This is a genomic window from Streptomyces sp. BV286 (assembly GCF_019090165.1).
Lineage (GTDB): Bacteria > Actinomycetota > Actinomycetes > Streptomycetales > Streptomycetaceae > Streptomyces.
On record NZ_JAHRIB010000140.1, the window covers coordinates 1 to 16078 of the forward strand.

The 16078-nt window shown below is 67.4% G+C and carries 14 protein-coding genes and 5 pseudogenes; 9 read left to right on the forward strand and 10 right to left on the reverse strand.

The window, feature by feature from the left end:
- Positions 1-17: 17 nt before the first annotated feature.
- From KUF83_RS19600 to KUF83_RS19610, 3 genes are all read right to left on the reverse strand, one after another.
- Positions 18-808, reverse strand: a protein-coding gene (locus KUF83_RS19600) for an IS5 family transposase (RefSeq protein ID WP_374106105.1) whose coding sequence is annotated in 2 segments (ribosomal slippage) — positions 18-491 and positions 494-808 — 789 coding nt in all. Because the reading frame shifts where the segments join, the coding sequence is not laid out codon by codon here.
- 202 nt (positions 809-1010) lie between these two features.
- Positions 1011-1331: an RHS repeat-associated core domain-containing protein gene (locus KUF83_RS42005; protein ID WP_254644092.1), complete on the reverse strand. Its 321-nt coding sequence runs from the start codon at positions 1329-1331 to the stop codon at positions 1011-1013.
- A 202-nt stretch (positions 1332-1533) separates the two neighbouring features.
- A complete protein-coding gene (locus KUF83_RS19610) occupies positions 1534-4662 on the reverse strand; it encodes an RHS repeat-associated core domain-containing protein (protein ID WP_374106106.1) in 3129 nt (1042 codons plus the stop codon).
- Between the two features lie 467 nt (positions 4663-5129).
- Here KUF83_RS19610 and KUF83_RS19615 point away from each other — a divergent pair, with 467 nt between their 5' ends.
- Positions 5130-5345 carry a hypothetical protein gene (locus tag KUF83_RS19615; protein ID WP_217456036.1) on the forward strand — a complete coding sequence of 72 codons (216 nt, stop codon included), beginning with the start codon at positions 5130-5132 and terminating at the stop codon, positions 5343-5345.
- Positions 5346-5548: 203 nt separating this feature from the next.
- On the opposite strand, the gene KUF83_RS19620 is transcribed toward KUF83_RS19615, so the two are convergent.
- Positions 5549-6160 (reverse strand): DUF6461 domain-containing protein, encoded by a 612-nt coding sequence (locus tag KUF83_RS19620; protein WP_217456037.1) that lies wholly within the window; start codon positions 6158-6160, stop codon positions 5549-5551.
- A gap of 550 nt (positions 6161-6710) precedes the next feature.
- Entirely contained in the window at positions 6711-6860 is a 150-nt protein-coding gene (locus KUF83_RS19625) for a hypothetical protein (protein WP_217456038.1), read from the reverse strand.
- Positions 6861-6954: 94 nt separating this feature from the next.
- On the opposite strand from KUF83_RS19625, the pseudogene KUF83_RS19630 reads away from it, so the two are divergent.
- Positions 6955-7461, forward strand: a pseudogene (locus KUF83_RS19630) (transposase); the annotation flags it as partial.
- A gap of 112 nt (positions 7462-7573) precedes the next feature.
- On the opposite strand, the gene KUF83_RS19635 reads toward KUF83_RS19630, so the two are convergent.
- Together KUF83_RS19635 and KUF83_RS19640 are read right to left on the reverse strand one after the other, a co-directional pair.
- The gene (locus tag KUF83_RS19635) at positions 7574-8599 is read right to left on the reverse strand and encodes a Gfo/Idh/MocA family oxidoreductase (RefSeq protein ID WP_217456039.1); all 1026 of its coding nucleotides are present in this window, start codon (positions 8597-8599) and stop codon (positions 7574-7576) included.
- Positions 8600-8649: 50 nt separating this feature from the next.
- Positions 8650-9432, reverse strand: a complete 783-nt coding sequence (locus KUF83_RS19640; protein WP_217456059.1) for a TIM barrel protein — start codon at positions 9430-9432, stop codon at positions 8650-8652.
- 182 nt (positions 9433-9614) lie between these two features.
- Between KUF83_RS19640 and KUF83_RS19645 the strand changes: the two genes are divergently transcribed.
- Positions 9615-10640, forward strand: coding sequence for a LacI family DNA-binding transcriptional regulator (locus KUF83_RS19645; RefSeq protein WP_217456040.1), 1026 nt, complete (start codon positions 9615-9617; stop codon positions 10638-10640).
- Positions 10641-10668: 28 nt separating this feature from the next.
- A pseudogene (locus tag KUF83_RS19650) lies at positions 10669-10997 on the forward strand (zinc-binding dehydrogenase); the annotation flags it as partial.
- 372 nt (positions 10998-11369) lie between these two features.
- On the opposite strand, the pseudogene KUF83_RS19655 reads toward KUF83_RS19650, so the two are convergent.
- Positions 11370-11705 (reverse strand): annotated as a pseudogene (locus tag KUF83_RS19655) (TetR/AcrR family transcriptional regulator); the annotation flags it as partial.
- 28 nt (positions 11706-11733) lie between these two features.
- On the opposite strand from KUF83_RS19655, the gene KUF83_RS19660 reads away from it, so the two are divergent.
- Positions 11734-12003, forward strand: coding sequence for a hypothetical protein (locus KUF83_RS19660; protein WP_217456041.1), 270 nt, complete (start codon positions 11734-11736; stop codon positions 12001-12003).
- 194 nt (positions 12004-12197) lie between these two features.
- Positions 12198-12654 (forward strand): annotated as a pseudogene (locus tag KUF83_RS19665) (IS5/IS1182 family transposase); the annotation flags it as partial.
- A gap of 70 nt (positions 12655-12724) precedes the next feature.
- On the opposite strand, the gene KUF83_RS19670 reads toward KUF83_RS19665, so the two are convergent.
- A complete protein-coding gene (locus tag KUF83_RS19670; RefSeq protein ID WP_099946741.1) occupies positions 12725-13093 on the reverse strand; it encodes a MerR family transcriptional regulator in 369 nt (122 codons plus the stop codon).
- 116 nt (positions 13094-13209) lie between these two features.
- Here KUF83_RS19670 and KUF83_RS19675 point away from each other — a divergent pair, with 116 nt between their 5' ends.
- A complete protein-coding gene (locus tag KUF83_RS19675) occupies positions 13210-13920 on the forward strand; it encodes an SDR family oxidoreductase (RefSeq protein ID WP_217456042.1) in 711 nt (236 codons plus the stop codon).
- 735 nt (positions 13921-14655) lie between these two features.
- Positions 14656-14883, forward strand: a pseudogene (locus KUF83_RS42010) (IS5/IS1182 family transposase); the annotation flags it as partial.
- Positions 14884-14911: 28 nt separating this feature from the next.
- On the opposite strand, the gene KUF83_RS19685 reads toward KUF83_RS42010, so the two are convergent.
- Positions 14912-15529 (reverse strand): TetR/AcrR family transcriptional regulator, encoded by a 618-nt coding sequence (locus tag KUF83_RS19685; protein WP_217456044.1) that lies wholly within the window; start codon positions 15527-15529, stop codon positions 14912-14914.
- 122 nt (positions 15530-15651) lie between these two features.
- On the opposite strand from KUF83_RS19685, the gene KUF83_RS19690 reads away from it, so the two are divergent.
- Positions 15652-16056 carry a Dabb family protein gene (locus tag KUF83_RS19690; protein ID WP_217456045.1) on the forward strand — a complete coding sequence of 135 codons (405 nt, stop codon included), beginning with the start codon at positions 15652-15654 and terminating at the stop codon, positions 16054-16056.
- Positions 16057-16078: the final 22 nt, after the last annotated feature.

The following is a 16078-nucleotide window of genomic DNA, read 5'->3' on the forward strand; positions in this document are numbered from 1 at the left end:
TAGAGCTCGTAACACGATCATGATCGGCGCTTCTTGAGCCGTCTCCAGCAGATGAGGCTGCAGGCGAGGGAGATGAACGCGTCGTGGAGTTCTGTGCGGCGTTCCCATCGCACGGCGAGCCGCCTGAACTGGTGGAGCAGAGCGAACGTTTGCTCGACGACGTAGCGGAGTTTGCCCAGGCCCTTGATGTTCGGGGCACCCTTGCGGGAGATGACCGGCAGGATCCGGCGCCTGCGCAGCTCGTCGCGGTTGGGGTTGGAGTCGTAGCCCTTGTCCCCGAGCAGCGAGTCGGGGCGGCGGCGTGGCCGGCCGGGACGGCCAGCGACATGCGGGACGCCGTCGACGAGAGCGAGGGTCTGGGTGACGTCGTTGACGTTGGCCGCGGTGGTGATGACCTTGAGAGGGGTGCCGCGTCCGTCGCAGATCAGATGGTGTTTGCTGCCTGTCTTCCGCCGGTCGACCGGCGACGGACCGGTGTCGGCTCCCCCTTTTTCGCGCGGATGTGAGAGCCGTCCACGCACGCCCTGGACCAGTCGAGTTCGCCGGCCGCGTTGAGTTCCGCGAGCAGGATCCGGTGCAACTGGTCGAAGACACCGGCCTGCTGCCACCGCTCAAGCCTGCGCCAGCAGGTCTGCCCGGAGCCGAACCCCAGCTCCAGGGGCAGCAGTTGCCAGGCTATGTCGTTGTGGAGCACGTACAGGATGCCCTGCAGACACAGCCGATCCGCCACCGGCCGAGGCCCGGGTGACCGCTCCGGCCAGGGCGGCAGCAGCGGTTCGATCAGGGCCCACAAGTCGTCGTCCACGATCCACGGTCGAGTACTCACACCTTCCCGAACGGCCGGATCACCCAACGGTCACGCCCGGCCAGGGCACTTCAACAAGATCGTGTTACGAGCTCATAGAACTGCGCTTTCTTACTCATCCGCCCTCTTTACCGACAAAGAACCGGGGACGCCCTGCCGGACGCCCCCGGACCATTCCTTAATAGCGTCTGCAGGCCATTGTTGATCAGTACGAGCGTGCCACCGCGGTACCCGCCGCTACAGCTGTTCCCAAGCCGGCCGCCAATACGTGACATCCGGTGATTCCGGCTCCCACCGAAGCCCCCAAGGTGGGAGCTGCGCCGGCAACTGCTCCGGCCAGGCACAGTGCCTCAGTACCGGCTGCGGTCAGGATTCCGACCTTGGTGCACTCCAGCGCTCCTGACACGTCCGGGAAGGAGAACAGTCCGTTGGGGTCGATGCGGTTGACGGGGTCACCTTCGGCGTAGAGGTAGGGGTTCTTCTCCTGGCCGGAGGGGTCGGCTTGGGTGAAGCGGCCGATGTTCATGAACGATCGAGGCTAATCAACGGTCAAAATTCCAACAATAATTCCAGCCGCTATTGCGATCACCCATAGAGCGATTTGGATCTTCTTGTAATTAGTCACAGTTTGCCACTTCTTTCTATTCCCGTGAAGCATTGCAGATTTCGCAATAATGGTGCGGGAGGATTAACTCCTCCTGGGGTCAACCCTCCCGCGATCCGCCTATTTAATCGGGAATAAAACCGCCAGTGGGGTCAACGCAGGCCCACAGGTCTCCCGCTTCTTCGCTCCAGTCGTTTCCGTCTTCGTCCAGGACTGAATTTGTGCCATAGCAGGCCAGGACGTAACCCGGGGTTGGCTTTACCCAACGCCCAACAGTCTTCGCTCCCGACTTCAGCGCTCCACCGATGTCGTCCCAACTGAGCAGCCCGTTGGGGTCGATGCGGTTGACGGGGTCGCCTTCGGCGTAGAGGTAGGGGTTCTTTTCCTGGCCGGAGGGGTCGGGTTGGGTGAAGCGGCCGATGTTGGGGTCGTAGTAGCGGGTCCCGAGGTGGTACATCCCCGTGGGGTCCTGGTGGCCGCCTGCGAACCGGTACGGCTGGCTCACGCCGGCCTTCTCGGTGGTGGCTGCCCGGGTGACGCCGCGGGGGCTGTAGGAATAGTTGTTGACCTTGGTGCCACTCTCGTCGGCGAGCGCGACGACGGAGCCGAGGGCGTCGGTGAGGTAGTAGTACGCCTTGCCGTCACGGGTCATGGAGTTCAGGGTGCCCCCGGGTTCGCGGACAAATCCCGTGTCGACACCGGCAGTTGTCTCGGCTGCGAGGCCGATGGGGCCGGGGTGGTAGTAGGTGTCGCCCAGGCGGTGGCGTTCGCTGGAGTCGGTGGAGCCGTACTCACCCGGGTAGGTCTTGCCGCCGACCGTGAGGGAGGTGAGCTGGGAGAAGTCCGACCAGGTCTCGCCGGTGCGGGTGCCTTCGGGGGTGGAGGCGCCCGCGGTCTCGTTGCCTGCCTTGTCGTACGACCAGTTCGTGGCCGAACCGTTCTTCGCGGTCAGCTGCGAGGCGTCGTTGTAGGTGTAGGTCGTGCCGCGGGGACAGCCGAACTCGACGCCCTGGGAGGTGAGGTTCCCGGCCGCGTCGTAGCAGTACTGCCAGGAGGAGTTGAGGGTGGTGCCCTTCTCCTCCTTGGCGTAGGAGAAGCGGCCCGCGCTGTCGTAGGTGTAGGTCGTCTTCAGCCCCGTGACGGCGTCGGTGGAGGTACGGATCTTCGTGCCGTCCTCGGTCCCGCCGGTGCCGTACTTGTAGGTGTAGGCGAGGTTGACCAGGGTGCCCTTGGGCGAGGTGGTCTTGATGCTCTCAGGCCGGCCGGACTTGTCCGGGGTGACCGTCTGGACCGTGCCGCCGGGGTAGGTGGTCGTCTTGCGGAAGTCGTTCTCGTTGTAGGTGTACGTCGTGGTGCGGTCGGCGGGGTCCTTCAGTGTCTTGAGGTTGTTGGCCGCGTCCCAGGTGTAGTCGATGACGCCCTGGGGGTCGGTGTAGGTGTCGACGTTGCCGGCCGGGGTGTAGGCCAGGACGGTCTGGGAGCCGTCCTGGAGGCTGCGGACCGTCTCGCGGGAGAGCGGGTCGAAGTCGTACTTCACCGTGCCGATGTCGTCCGTGCGCTGCTTGAGGTTGCCGTCGCCGTCGTAGGTGTAGGTGACGGTGGTGTTGGCCGTCGAGACCGTCTTGATGCGGTCGCGGTGGTCGTAGACGTACACCGACTTGATGCCGCGCCCGTCCACGGCCGTCTCCGTCCGGCCCAGCGCGTCGTAGGTGTAGGTGGTGGGGGTGGCGTTCAACGGCGCCGGCGGGGTGACCTTCCTGAGGTTGCCCTTGGTGTCGTACTCCAGCGAGGTGGTCTTGCCGCGGGCGTCCTTCACCGTGCAGCGCTGGCCCTCGAAGCCGCCGCAGGTGGGGGTGGCCGGGTTGTAGGTGAAGGTCTGCGTGCCGCCGCCGGTGCCGGTGACGGCGACCGACATGGTGTTGCCGGCCGTGTCGTACTTGAGGTTCGCGGTGTCGCCGTCGGCGTTCTCCAGGGTGCCGGGCAGGTCGGCTCCGGAGATCGTCTGGTAGCCGGTGACGGACGAGGAGGCGCCGGTGGGCAGGGTGGCGCCGGTGGGGTTGTTACGCGCGTCCCACCCGTACTTGGTGACGTTGCCACCCACACCGCCCACGCCCATGGCGTCGGTGGCCGAGTCGACGTTGTTGTTCGCGTCGTAGGTCCGCGGGCGCGTGTGCCCCAGCGGGTCGGTGACCTTGGAGACCTTGCCCTGGGCGTCGTGCTCGTACTTCGTGGCGTGCTGCTCGGGGTCGGTGACCGTCGTCGTCCCCGAAGCGTGCGGGTCGGTGGCGGTGTAGGCGTAGGTGTAGGTCGGGCCGGTGTGGCCCGTGCCGTTGAACTCCGTTGCGCGCAGCATGCTGGTGACGCGGTTGGCGCCGTCGTAGGTGAAGACCGTCACCCGGCCCTCGGGGGTGGTGATCTTCGTCAGGCGGCGGGAGGAGTCGTAGTCGAACGCGGTGGGCTTGCCCTCGGTGTCGGTGGTCCTGGCGAGGTCGCCTGCGGGGTTGAGGTCGAAGACGGCGGTGCGGCCGGTGTGGTCCTTGGCCTGCCACTGCGAAGCGTCCGTCTTGACCAGGTCGATCCAGCGCCCGGAGCGGGTCTCGGTCAGTTTGAAGCCCTTGTGCTCGGCGCTCTCGTCGTGCTGGGTGACGGTGATCGTGCCGTTGTTGCGGTCGGTGACCTTCACCAGGGTGCCGTGCTCGTTGTAGGTGTCCTTGATGCCCGACTTGCGGTCGGTGAGAGTGAACGTGCCGTCGGTGTTCTTCTTCAGGTCCTTGGAGTAGCCGGCCGGGGTCTTGTAGCTGCCGTCCGTATTCTTCGTGAAGGTCAGTGAGTTGCCGGTCGCGTCGTAGACCACCACGTCGGTGTCACTGATCTGCGCGTACCGCTCATAGCCCTGCCACCACCGCTGGGACACCTTGCCCCAGGGCGCGTCCAGCGAGTTGTAGGTGCGGGTCAGCTGGAGCTTCTGGCCCACTCCCGCGACGTCGAAGTCCGTGCCCGCCAGCATCAGGTTGCCGGTGGAGTAGTTCACCCGGGCCACCAGCGAATCGGTGATGCGAAAGTCCGTGACCTGGTGCCAGGGCACATCACCCTGCCCCTCGGGCACATAAGCCGGCGCCGCGGCCGTAGCCCCGGCGCTTCGTGCGGCCGGTGCTGTGGCGCGCTTCTTCTGCGCGGCCCGCCACGCGGTGCGCTCAGCGGACAACCCGGCCTCGGCCACCGGGGCCTGGGGCCGGTTCGAGCCGACCTTCACCTCCGGCTTCTTCACCTCTGGAGCGTCCTTGCCCCACGCCGAAGAGGCGGCAGGCGCGGGATCCTCACCCGGCGCAGCCAGCGCAGGCACGGCCGAGGCACCCAGCCCCAACGCTGCCACAACCGCCACCAGAGACCGTCTTGTCCGTAAACGCGCACGCCCAGAAGGCATGCCAAAGGCACTTGAAGACATCAACTTCCCCCCACGGAAAGTCATCATCAGTGACCCCAGCGGTCACCGAGGGCTCACAACCTGTCATATGCCGAACACGAAAGATCGGGGCGTACCCCCAAGCCGCCTTCCTAGGCCCGGGAGAATCAGCCCCTCCCCTTCACCGGGCATAACTGGAGATAGGCGACCAAGGGAGCGGTGTTCTCGCATTTCCGTTCGACCGGGGCAGGGGAATCTGACGTGAACCCACCCTCGGCCAGACCCGCCGCGGCACACCTTCGGATCAGGGGCAGGGCATGAGCAAGCGGAAGATCACCAGGGCCGACGCAGCGGTACAACCGACTGGGACCGGCTGGCACCTGAGCCTGGGCCGTACCGGACTGCACCTCACCGCAGGACGACACCCCACCCTGAGCCTGTCGCTCCCCACCCTGGCCTGGGGCGCCAGCGTCAGCGTCAGCGTCAGCGGACTGATCACCACAGCCGGCCGTTGGACCCAACTCCTCCCCTGAACAATAAGAAGACCAGCAGGGCCTGGACACCACACCGCGTCGAGGCCCGCCCTCTGCCGATGTCTCCCTCCGCCCGAGCGCTCCGCAATGGAACGCAACGCTGCCCTCGGGGGTGAAGTCGGCTGTGGGACTGGAGTTGTTGAGCGCGTGGGCGATCCCCTGGGCGTTGGTGAGGATGCCGTCGAGGGGAGGTCGTCCCGCGCTCACCTGATCTCCGCGCTGCCGCAGGCGAAGGTGGTGTCCTGCAAGATTTCCGGCGTGATGCGAACGCCGGTCAGATGCTCGGCGAGGGCGAAGGCCGCTTCCGTGGCCAGGTGCTCTGCGGTGTCGGAGGTTTCGTCCCAGAATTGGAAGCCGCTGTGGTGCATGGCGTCCAGGAGTTCGTCAGGGGTCGTCCCCCGTCGGTGGTCGGGGAGTCCGGGCTCGAACGTCAGGCGGTTGACAGTGTGCTCGGCCCAGAGGAACGAGTCGACGCCGTTGATGTTGACGAAGTGCGAGACCCAGCGTGTTCCGGCGGATGCTGGCAGGGCTCGCTCCTCGGTGACGCCGAGATAGCCGTTGGGCTCGATCAGCAGGGTCCAGTCCCCGAGGGTGGTCATGGCGATGAGCTGTCGGGCGTTGTCCGATCGATCCAGGAGATCGAAGGCCGCGTCCACTATCGCCGCCGTACCGGCCCGGGAGGGTTCGACCTGGCCTCCAAGGCGGGCAAGTACGTCTGAGGGCGTCAGTTTGTGCACCAACGTGAAGCAATACGCTTCCGCCAGATCTGGGAACCGGTCCTCGAACCACACGTAGTCGGCTGCGGTCGTAGTCATGCCCGAGATCCTTGCTCATGCCGCTGACAGACCGGGACGGCGTCCTCTTGCCCACAGAAGAACAAGACTGCCCACATACCGCTGAGAGGAGGACGCTTGTGTCGGGCGGGGGAGATTTTGTTGTCCGCGGACAACAAACCAACCCCCACCGTCACAGGCGCCAGAGCACGCGCTTTTGGACTAGGAACAAAGGTGGCGCCCCTTCTTGTGGGGCAGCCGCTCAAGCTGGCGGAACCTCCAGGTCGAGGCTCGAATCGCCCTCGCCGACGCCCTGTTGAGGGTCACCGAGCCGGGAACCAGCGGCGATCGCCAGGCGCTCCGCCAGGACCTGGAGATCCCCACGGTCCGCACCGCAGCTTCTTCCGTCCCTGCTCGAAAGCCGACTGTCGGTGACGGCGGCCGCCATCGTGGTGTCGCTGGACGTCTCGTAGTGGAAGGCGCTGACGCGCGGCCTGTCGTCGGTGGCGGTCAGGAGCAGTCCGGTGAGAACGGAGACGGACGGCTTGGCGGGCAGGCAGAACCCTGCTGTGGCTCGAGACCTTTGCCTTTCCTACTTCCCTGGCCCTCCGGTTCCCCTTCTGGCGTTGCGGCTTCGCCAGATACCGACCAGCACCACAATGACGGTGATGACGACGATCATCACGACGCCGGTGGGCCAGAAACTGCTGCTGCCTCCGGCAGCGAGAGTGAGGTTCTCCACGGTTGTGCCCCTTCTCGTCTTGTTCGCAGACGATCAGCTCCAGTGTCATCCGCCGATCGCGGCGTCTCCGGAGTAGCCTCCTACCGCGTAGCCCGTTCCCGTCACGCACCTCCTGCACGAGATCAGGGAACTGGGCTATACCGGCAGTGCCGACCTGCTGGTCCGCTACCTCAATCAGGGCCGCGCCGAAGGCGACCGCCCCGTGACAACCCCCCGCCGCGTCGCCCGGCTCCTGCTCACCCACCCCGAGCACCTGTGGACCAAGGACACCGACCTGCTCGGCCCACTCATCGCGGCGTGCCCGGAGATGACCGCACTCGCCCGACTCACCGGCGAGTTGGCCGCGTTCCTGACCCCGGCACAGGCCAACGACGACAAACTCACCCAGTGGATCGCCACAGTCCGCACCACTGGCCTGCCCCACCTGCACAGCTTCTGCAACGGCCTCGAACTCGACCACGCCGCCGTGAACGCCGGCCTCACCCTGCCCCACCACAACGGCCGGACCGAGGGCGTCAATACCCGAACCAAGAAGATCATGCGGCAGATGCACGGCCGAGCAGGATTCGACCTCCCCCGTCACCGCATCATCCTGCAATGAGGAGAACGCACCGTCACCACCGACTACAGAACAGAGCCGCTCGCTTTACAGACCCTCACCCCGTACTTGTCACACGGCGCCGGGGTCCGCGCTGCGGCCGAAGACCCGTGCTTCACAGGTCTTGGACCTTGTCGACGCGGACGGGACCGCCGGTGGTGACGGACTGGACGGCGGCGAGGGCGATGGTCAGGGCAGCGCGTGCGTCCTCGCCGGTGGCGGAGGGGGTGCGCCCGGTGCGGACGCTGTCGGTGAAGTCGGCGAGTTCGGCCACATAGGCGTCGTGGAAGAGGTGCTGGTCGTAAGTGACGCACTCGGCCCCGACGCCGTCCGGGCCGTATGCGGTCAGGTGGGTGCGGCGGACGTCGCCCATGGTGAGCATCCCGGCCGAGCCGAGGACCTCGGCGCGTACGTCGTAGCCGTAGACGGCCTGGAAGCTGGCCTCGGCGGTGGCGAGGGCGCCGTTGTCGAAGCGGACGGTGACAACGGCGGTGTCGAGCAGGCCGCGGTCCTTGAAGTCGGGGCGGATCAGGGCGTCCGCCATGGCGAAGACCTCGACGGGTTCGGCACCGGGATTGAGGTGGCGCAGGACGTCGAAGTCATGGATGAGGGTCTCCAGGAAGATCGTCCACGGCGGTATGCGGGCCGGGTCGGCCAGAGCGGGGTCGCGGGTGAGCGAGCGCAACAGCTGCGGTGTGCCGATGGCGCCGGCGGCGATCTTCTCGTGGGCGGCCCTGAAGCCCGCGTCGTAGCGGCGGTTGAAGCCCACCTGGAGGGGCACGCCCGCATCCGCGGCGGCCGCGATGGCGCGGTCGGCTTCGGCGAGAGTGACCGCCATCGGCTTCTCGCAGTAGACCGCCTTGCCCGCCTTGGCGGCGGCCTCGACCAGGTCGGCGTGGGTACGGGCCGGGGTGGCGATCACCACCGCGTCGATGTGCGGGTCGGCGAGCAGTTCACCGATGTCCGTGTAGGCGGTGGCGCAGCCGAGCCGGTCGCCCAGGCTCCGCGCGGCGCCCGGGGTGGGGTCGGCGATGGCGGCGAGCCGGACGCCGGGGAGGCGGTGTGCGAGGGTCTCGGCGTGGAACGAACCCATCCGTCCGGCGCCGAGGAGGCCGACGGCGAGAGGCTGCTGGGTGGTCATGCGGGTGCTCCGTACGTCGTCGTCAGGGTAGGTACAGGCGGTGGAGACAGTCAGACGGTGAAGGCGGAGCGGAAGCGCTCCAGAGCGAGCTCGCTGTCGCCGGAGGCCCACGCCTCCATCGCCACCGTGCCCTCGTAGCCGAGGTCCACCAGGGCGCGGGCGACGGCTGGGTAGTTGATCTCCCCGGTTCCGGGTTCGCTGCGGCCGGGGACGTCGGCCACCTGGATCTCGCCGATCAGGCCCAGGGCATGGGCCCTGCGGACCAGCTCGATCAGATTCCCCTCGCCGATCTGGGCGTGGTAGAGGTCCAGATTCATCCGCAGCCCGGGCCGGTCCACGGCCGCGACCAGGGCCAGGGTGTCGGCGGCCGTCGCGAACGGCACCCCGGGGTGGTCGACGGCGGTGTTGAGGTTCTCCAGGGTGAAGACGACCCCGGCGCTCTCGCCCAGCTCGGCGAGGCGGGTGAGCGTGCGGTGGGCGGCGATCCACATCTCACCGGTGACCTCACCGGTCACCGGCACCACCGGCAGGCCCTCGCCGTCCAGTCCGGTGCCGTGCAGGTTCAGGCGAGGGCAGCCCAGTTGTTCGGCCGCCTTGAGCGACTCCTCGGCGGTGCTCAGGAGTTCGGCCGCACCCTCCTCGTCGGTCAGACTGCCGCGGATGTAACCGGTCATGGAGGAGAAGTCGGCCGGGGTCCGGGCCAGAGCGGCAAGGTCGTGCCGGGTCCAGTCCCAGATCTCGACCTGGAAACCGGCGTCATGGATGCGCCGTGCCCGCTCCTCGATCGGCAGATCCAGGAAGACCATCTCGGCGCAGGCCGCCAGTGTGTACATCGCCACGTACCTCTCTCCGCGACTTCGGACTAGAACGTTCAAGGAACTAGAACGTTCTAGAACTCCGTGGAGCAGCAGTACGCCAGCTGTCACCCTCCCCTGTCAAGACTCCGGTGGCCCGTGACAGCTAGAACGTTCTATAGTCGACTCCGTAGGAGACGACTCCGACCAGGGAGGACAGGTTGCCGGCGACCCCAGCGGTCCCCAACGGAAAGCGACCGACGCTCGCCGACGTGGCGTCACGGGCAGGGGTGTCCACGGCGCTGGTCTCCATCGTGATGCGCGGCGCAAAGGGGGCAGGCGAGGCCACCCGCGAGCGCGTCCTTCAGGCCGCGCGGGAGATCGGTTACCGACCCGACGCCCGGGCCCGGCTGCTCCGCAGCCACCGCTCCCATCTGCTCGGGGTGCAGTTCGGCCTCCAGCATCCGTTCCACTCCGACCTGGTGGAGGGCATCTACGCGGCGGCCGAACCGGCCGGGTACCAGATCGCGCTGAGTGCCGTGGCCGCCGGACGCGGCGAGCAGCGCGCCGTCGAGACACTGCTCGACGACCGCTGCGAGGCGCTGATCCTGCTCGGCCCGCAGGCCCCCGCCGCGCGGCTGGCGGAACTCGCCGGGCAACTGCCGGTCGTCTCCGTGGCCCGCCGGCTGCGGCCGTCCGTCCCGGGCCTGGAGGTCGTACGGACCGCCGACGACGAGGGAGCCGGCCAGGCGGTGGACCACCTCGTCGCTCTGGGCCACCGCGACATCGCCCACATCGACGGCGGCCGGGCACCGGGCGCAGCCGACCGGCGCCGCGGCTACCGCACCGCCATGAACCGCCACGGCCTGGGCGAGCTCATCCGCATTCTCCCCGGCGGTCTCACTGAGGAGGACGGCGCCGAGGCCGCCCGAACCCTGTCGGCCACCCGCCCGCGCCCCACCGCCGTACTGGCCTTCAACGACCGCTGCGCGACCGGCGTACTCGACCTCTTCCTCCGCTCCGGCGTCGCGGTGCCCGGCGACATCTCCGTCGTCGGGTTCGACGACAGTCATCTGGCCCGCCTGGCCCACATCGACCTCACCACCGTCGGGCAGGACATCGCACGCCTCGCCGGGCTCGCCGTCGGCCGGGCCGTCGCACGCCTGGAGGGTGCGGAGATCCCCGCCGGGGAACAAGTCATCACCCCCCGTCTTGTCGTCCGGGGAACGTCCGCCCCGCCGCCCTGAAGGCAGGTCCCGGGCGTGCCCGGCCTGTGTCCTCAAGCCCGGCGGCCTGGTCATCTCCGTCGCGGGCCCGCCCGATCCGGCCACCGCCCTCGAACTCGGCTCGAACGCGGTCATGCGCCTGGGCATCGCCGTCCTCAGTGCAAGACCCGGCGCCAGGCCAAACGTCTCGGTGTCACGTACTCCTTCCTGTTCATGAAGGCCGGCGGCGACCAGCTGCGCGAACTCCCCCTCATCGACGCCGGGAAGATCCGCCCCATCGTCGACCAGGTCTTCCCCTTCGACGAGACCCTCCAGGCCATGGAGTACGCCGAGAAAGGCCGCCCGAAAGTCGGCAAGGTTGTCGTCTCCATGACGTGAGCACAGGGCACCGCTACCAGCAGCTGATCCTCTTCGAGACTCTCGAACCCGTGTAGCCGCCCCGTGGACACCAGCGACTCCAGACCGAGCCGGTGCCTCTGCTCCCGGCGCCAGGTGAACCCCCGCATCGGCCCGCGGCTCGCCACCGGCACCTGCTCCAGGTGGCGGACCGGGCCCGTGATCTCGTCCCCGGCGTATCCTCCGGGCCGCCTCGGACTGGGCTGATGCCGCCGGCGCCGCCATACCCGCCCTTGCCCACAGTGACGAACACGGCTGCCGGATAGCTGACGTAGAAGTCGCACTCCATGCGCGCGCCACCACCCCCTTGCCGAAGCCGCCGCCACTGTCCGACTGGCGGATGTCCCACCTGCAGAGTTCGATCTGAGCAGCCAGATACCGACAGCCCTGGTAGTCGGGAGCGCCCGCCTGCTCCTCCAGTTGGTCGAAGACGTGCAGGATCCGCTCGCGGGGTGAACGGCCGTCGTCAGCCGCCGGCAGGAGCCCGGCCGCGAAGCCAGAGGCGCGTTCCGCCAGGCTCGCCGCCAACAGTTCGTCCTTGCTCTCGAACAGCTGGTACAGGGAACGCTTCGACACCCCCGCCGCCTTGCACAGCGCCTCGACGCCGATGCCGACACCGTCTCGGTAGATGAGCGTGGCCGCCGCCTCCAGCAGCCGGTCCCTGGTACTTGGCTTCACTTCGGTGGTCATACCGCGAGGCTAACTCGATACGGGCAAGATGAAAACCGATCGGTTTACGACGCTTTACCGGGGCGTTCTCGCGCCGCCCACGGGCCGGGCCGCCCCGCACATAGACATCGACTGGCTTCTCGACAGCGACGGCGCCCGCCGCGAACCGCTGGCCAAGGTCGCCGACCGAGGGCTCACGATCAGCGCCCTCACCTGCTCAGGCAACCCCCTGCACCCCGGCCCGGCGGCCGCGAGCACGACCAGGTCGCGCGCCGGACGATCGGTCTCGCCCCGCTCCTCGGCGTCGACCGAGTGGTGATGATGTCCGGGCTGCCGGGCGGGCCGGGCGACGCCAACCCCAACTGGATCACGGTCTCCTGGCCGCCGGAAACCACACAGATCCTCGACTGGCAATGGACCGAGGTCGTCCTCCCGTACTGGCGAGACCTCGTCGCCCACTCCCGCGACCGGGGCGTACCCAAGCTCGCTCTGGAGATGCACGCCCACCAGGGCATCCCGGACCGGATTGTCTTCGAGCGCGTCATCGCCGCCCTGGTGCACGGCTCCGGATACGAGCGGATCGCCGACCGCCAGTGCTCCGACCACACCATCCGACGCCGCGTCAAGTACTGGTCACAGCTGGGCATGGCCGAGCAGGTTAACGTCAACTTGGACCGGGGCTACGGCAGTGACAAGACCCGAGCCACGCTCGAGGAACTGGGCTTCACCGGCGAGATCGCCGCAAGGGCGGGCCGCACCGATCCAGGCCGGCAAGAGGTGGGTCGTGGAGCGGAGCCGCGCATGGATGAACGGTTTCGGCAAGTTCCGCCGCTGCACCGAGAAGCGCCAGTGCGCTGTGGATTTCTCCCTCTACCTGTCCGCCGCAATCGTCACGCTCCGCATGCTCATCCGCCGCGCAACCCCGCTCTACCGCTGGGACGGACGGCCCACCACCAAGAGACTCGAGTGACGCCTGCTGACGGGCGTCCGTCTGCGTCGGGCGGACAAGCACTGCCGCACGCCTGGGGAAGGCGCGCTGCTCAACGAGGGCAGGGCCGGCCCGCGCTCCTGGCTGTGGAGGCTGTGGTGATGATGGCGTCGAGCCGGTCCCGGGTTTTCACCAGGGTGCTGACCTGCGTATCGATGCGGTCCCGCTCGGCCGACAGCCGGTCGAGCAGCGCGGGCGTCACGTCACCGGTCTCGACGCACGGCAGCAGTTCCAGGATCGCCCTGCTCGGCAGCCCTGCGGAGTACAGCTGCTGAATCAGCTGGACGCGGTCGACCGCGCTGTCCGGGTACTGCCGCTGGCCGCTGGGGCTGCGCGCCGAGGCCAGCAGGTCCTGCTCTTCGTAGTAGCGCAGTGCCCGCACGCTCACGCCCACCCTTGAGGCCAGCTCACCGATGCGCATCAACGCCCCCTCCATGACCTGGGTCACATTCCTTGCCTCTGACGTCAACGTCAGGTTCTAGCGTAGCCCGTGATCAGCCCGGACAGAATCACCTCACCACTGCCAGGAGACTCCCCATGAAGATCACCGGTTCCGTCGCCCTCGTCACCGGCGCCAACCGCGGCATCGGCAGGCACTTCGCCCAACAGCTCCTGCACCGGGGCGCCACCAAGGTCTACGCGACCGCGCGCACCCCCCACCTCGTCGACCTCCCCGGTGTGGAGGTACTGCGGCTCGACATCACCGATCCGGCTTCGGTCGCCGCCGCGGCGGGCGCCGCCTCGGACGTCACCCTCTTGATCAACAATGCCGGCGTCTTCACCCAGCAGAACCTCGTCACCGGGGACCCCGAGAAGATCCGGCTGGAGATGGACACCAACTACTTCGGCACCCTCAACGTGGTCCGGGCGTTCACTCCCGTCCTGGCCGCCAACGGCGGTGGGGCCATCCTCAACGTCCTGTCGGCGATGTCCTGGCTCGCCTACGACGGGGCCAATGCCTACAGCGCGTCGAAGGCGGCGGCGTGGAGCCTTACCAACGGCATCCGCCTCGAACTCGCGGGCCAGGGAACCGCGGTGACGGGCCTGCACCTGGCCAGCACAGACACCGACATGATGGCCGGGTGGGACGTGGAGAAGAACGACCCCGCCGACGTAGTGCGCGCCGCCCTCGACGGTATCGAGGCCGGGAAGATGGAGATCCTCGCCGACAACAACTCCGTCCAGCTCAAGGCGGCCCTGTCCGCCGACCCGAGCGTGCTCTATCCGCAGGCGGTTCCCGCCGCCTGACCCTTCGGCAGCCGCCCGCCCGGCCAGGCTTCAGCCGACGTTCGAGGATCTACGGATCAGCCGGGCGCGGCCATGCGTACTCGTCACGCTCCGCACGCGCGTCCGCCGCGCTACCGCTGGGACACCTACCCACCACCAGAAGACTCAAGTGACGCCTACTGCCGGGCTCTCTAGTGGCGGAGTCGTCGTCTTGGTATGCCAAGCCTTTCTGAGCATATGGCCTCAACTAGGGAAGTTTCATCGTGATGCATATGGATCAACGATGCTGGTGTAACGGGTGGTTGGGGTGCTCTCGCAGCTCATCACGGTGATCATTGAGGGGAGATCAAGACGACCCGGCAACGGGCCGCCAGATGATTTCCCCGACGTGATCACGCTCATGACATGCGCGAGCATCCCAACCACCCGTTACACCGGGGCCCGTTGACCTGCACGAATCACGATGAAACTTCCTCGGTGCCGCCCGGGTTCTGGGCCTTGCCCCGAGGCCCGTTGTGATTGGTTGTCACATGGTTCGGCCGGTATTGCGGTGTGAGTACCCGGGTCTGCTACGGGTCGCCCGGGCGCTTCCCGAACAGGTCTCACTTCCAGATCCGCGCGGTCACCGCAAAGAGATCCGGATCACCGTGGACGGGGATGACACACAGCAAGTGTCTGCCCGGCGCTCGCAGCACATGACGCTGAAGCCACCAGGACACCTCGGTGGCACCGAGCCCCAGAAGACGGGCGACTTCGGCACCGACATCGTCAATCCGCCCGGTGATTGCGGAGCGAGGCCAGCCCCACGGCACCGGCCTGGGCATCTTCCGATACGTCGTCGAGCACACCATCGCCTGACTCCACGGCTTCCGCCGCCTGCGCATCCGCTGGGAGCGACGCGATGACATCCACGAAGCATTCCTCGGACTCGCCGTCCGCCTGATCACCCACCGCCACGCCCCACGGCTTTGTCAGAGCCTCTAAACCCGGCGAACCACAGCGGTCAGAGAACCTAACTGCTCGCCGGTCGACCGTTCGCCAGCGCCTCGGTCTGCCAGCCGAGAAGGATCGCGCGGAGCGCCTGTTCGGCGAGGTGGCGGGCGCGATCGTCGCCGACGCTGCCGAGGTAACTGAGCGACGCGATGCCGTACAGCGTGCCCCAGAGGATCTCGCAAGCCTGGTCGAAATCGGCCAGGACCACGTCGTGTGCAGCCGACCAGGAGGTGAGCACCTCCTTGAGGACGTCGATGACCGGTTCCGCGATCCGTCGGCGTTCGTCCGCGTCGACCATCGGGTCGTTCATGACCTGGAAGAGGTGGGGGTGCTCGCCGGCGAACCGGACGTACTGCGACGCCATGCGCGTCACGCGCCGGTCCGTATCGGGCTCCTGCGCCGCTTGGCGGAACTGAGTCAGCATCAGATGGTGACCGTACGCCACCAGTTCCAGAACCAGCGCGTCCTTGTTGGCGAAGTGCTGGTAGACGACGGGCGCGGAATACTCGACGTCGGTGGCGATGCGCCGGATCGTCAGGGCCGCGATGCCCTCGGTCTCGAGGACGTGCAGCGCGGCCTCGATGATCCGCTCCCTGGTGTTGGCCCGTTCGCGGGCCCGTCTCGTGCTGGTCGCCATGGTCCGTCACTTCGCCTCGATGGTGTCCCCGAACACTAGTCACCGCCTTGACCGCGCCGACGACGCGCGCCATAGTTAACGGCGTTAGGAAATCTAACGACGTTAGGAACGGATAACAAACCATGATTTACCACATCAACAGAGTCACGATGAAGGCCGCTGCGACGCCTGAGCAGATCGAGGCGGTGCTGGAGAGCTGGCGTAATCAGGGCCGGTCGAACCCCGCCATCAAGTCCTTCGTCGTCGGCCGCGACCACGGCGGCGACTACACGTACGGCGCGGTGTTCGTCGTCGAACATCTCGACGGGCTCTTCGCCTACCTGACGCACCCGACCACCTACCAGACCGACCACCTCGGGCTGCACCTGGTCGAACGGCTGGAGATCTTCGACGTCAGTGACGACAACGACCCTGATCTGAACGCCAAGATCCAGGAACTGCACCGGCGCCGCAACGAGCTCAACCCGCAGATCGCCGGCATGCTCGCCGACGTGCCCACCTATACCGGCTCCGGCGTGGACGGCTGACCGATACCCCGGAGAAGGAGAA

What these genes read in the sequence shown, in the direction of transcription:
- KUF83_RS19670 (WP_099946741.1), bottom strand. Translation starts at nt 13,093, where the DNA reads ATGCGCATCGGTGAGCTGGCCTCAAGGGTGGGCGTGAGCGTGCGGGCA.
- KUF83_RS19690 (WP_217456045.1), top strand. Translation starts at nt 15,652, where the DNA reads ATGATTTACCACATCAACAGAGTCACGATGAAGGCCGCTGCGACGCCT.
- KUF83_RS42005 (WP_254644092.1), bottom strand. Translation starts at nt 1,331, where the DNA reads ATGAACATCGGCCGCTTCACCCAAGCCGACCCCTCCGGCCAGGAGAAG.
- KUF83_RS19660 (WP_217456041.1), top strand. Translation starts at nt 11,734, where the DNA reads ATGAAAACCGATCGGTTTACGACGCTTTACCGGGGCGTTCTCGCGCCG.
- KUF83_RS19615 (WP_217456036.1), top strand. Translation starts at nt 5,130, where the DNA reads ATGAGCAAGCGGAAGATCACCAGGGCCGACGCAGCGGTACAACCGACT.
- KUF83_RS19640 (WP_217456059.1), bottom strand. Translation starts at nt 9,432, where the DNA reads ATGTACACACTGGCGGCCTGCGCCGAGATGGTCTTCCTGGATCTGCCG.
- KUF83_RS19675 (WP_217456042.1), top strand. Translation starts at nt 13,210, where the DNA reads ATGAAGATCACCGGTTCCGTCGCCCTCGTCACCGGCGCCAACCGCGGC.
- KUF83_RS19620 (WP_217456037.1), bottom strand. Translation starts at nt 6,160, where the DNA reads ATGACTACGACCGCAGCCGACTACGTGTGGTTCGAGGACCGGTTCCCA.
- KUF83_RS19685 (WP_217456044.1), bottom strand. Translation starts at nt 15,529, where the DNA reads ATGGCGACCAGCACGAGACGGGCCCGCGAACGGGCCAACACCAGGGAG.
- KUF83_RS19635 (WP_217456039.1), bottom strand. Translation starts at nt 8,599, where the DNA reads ATGACCACCCAGCAGCCTCTCGCCGTCGGCCTCCTCGGCGCCGGACGG.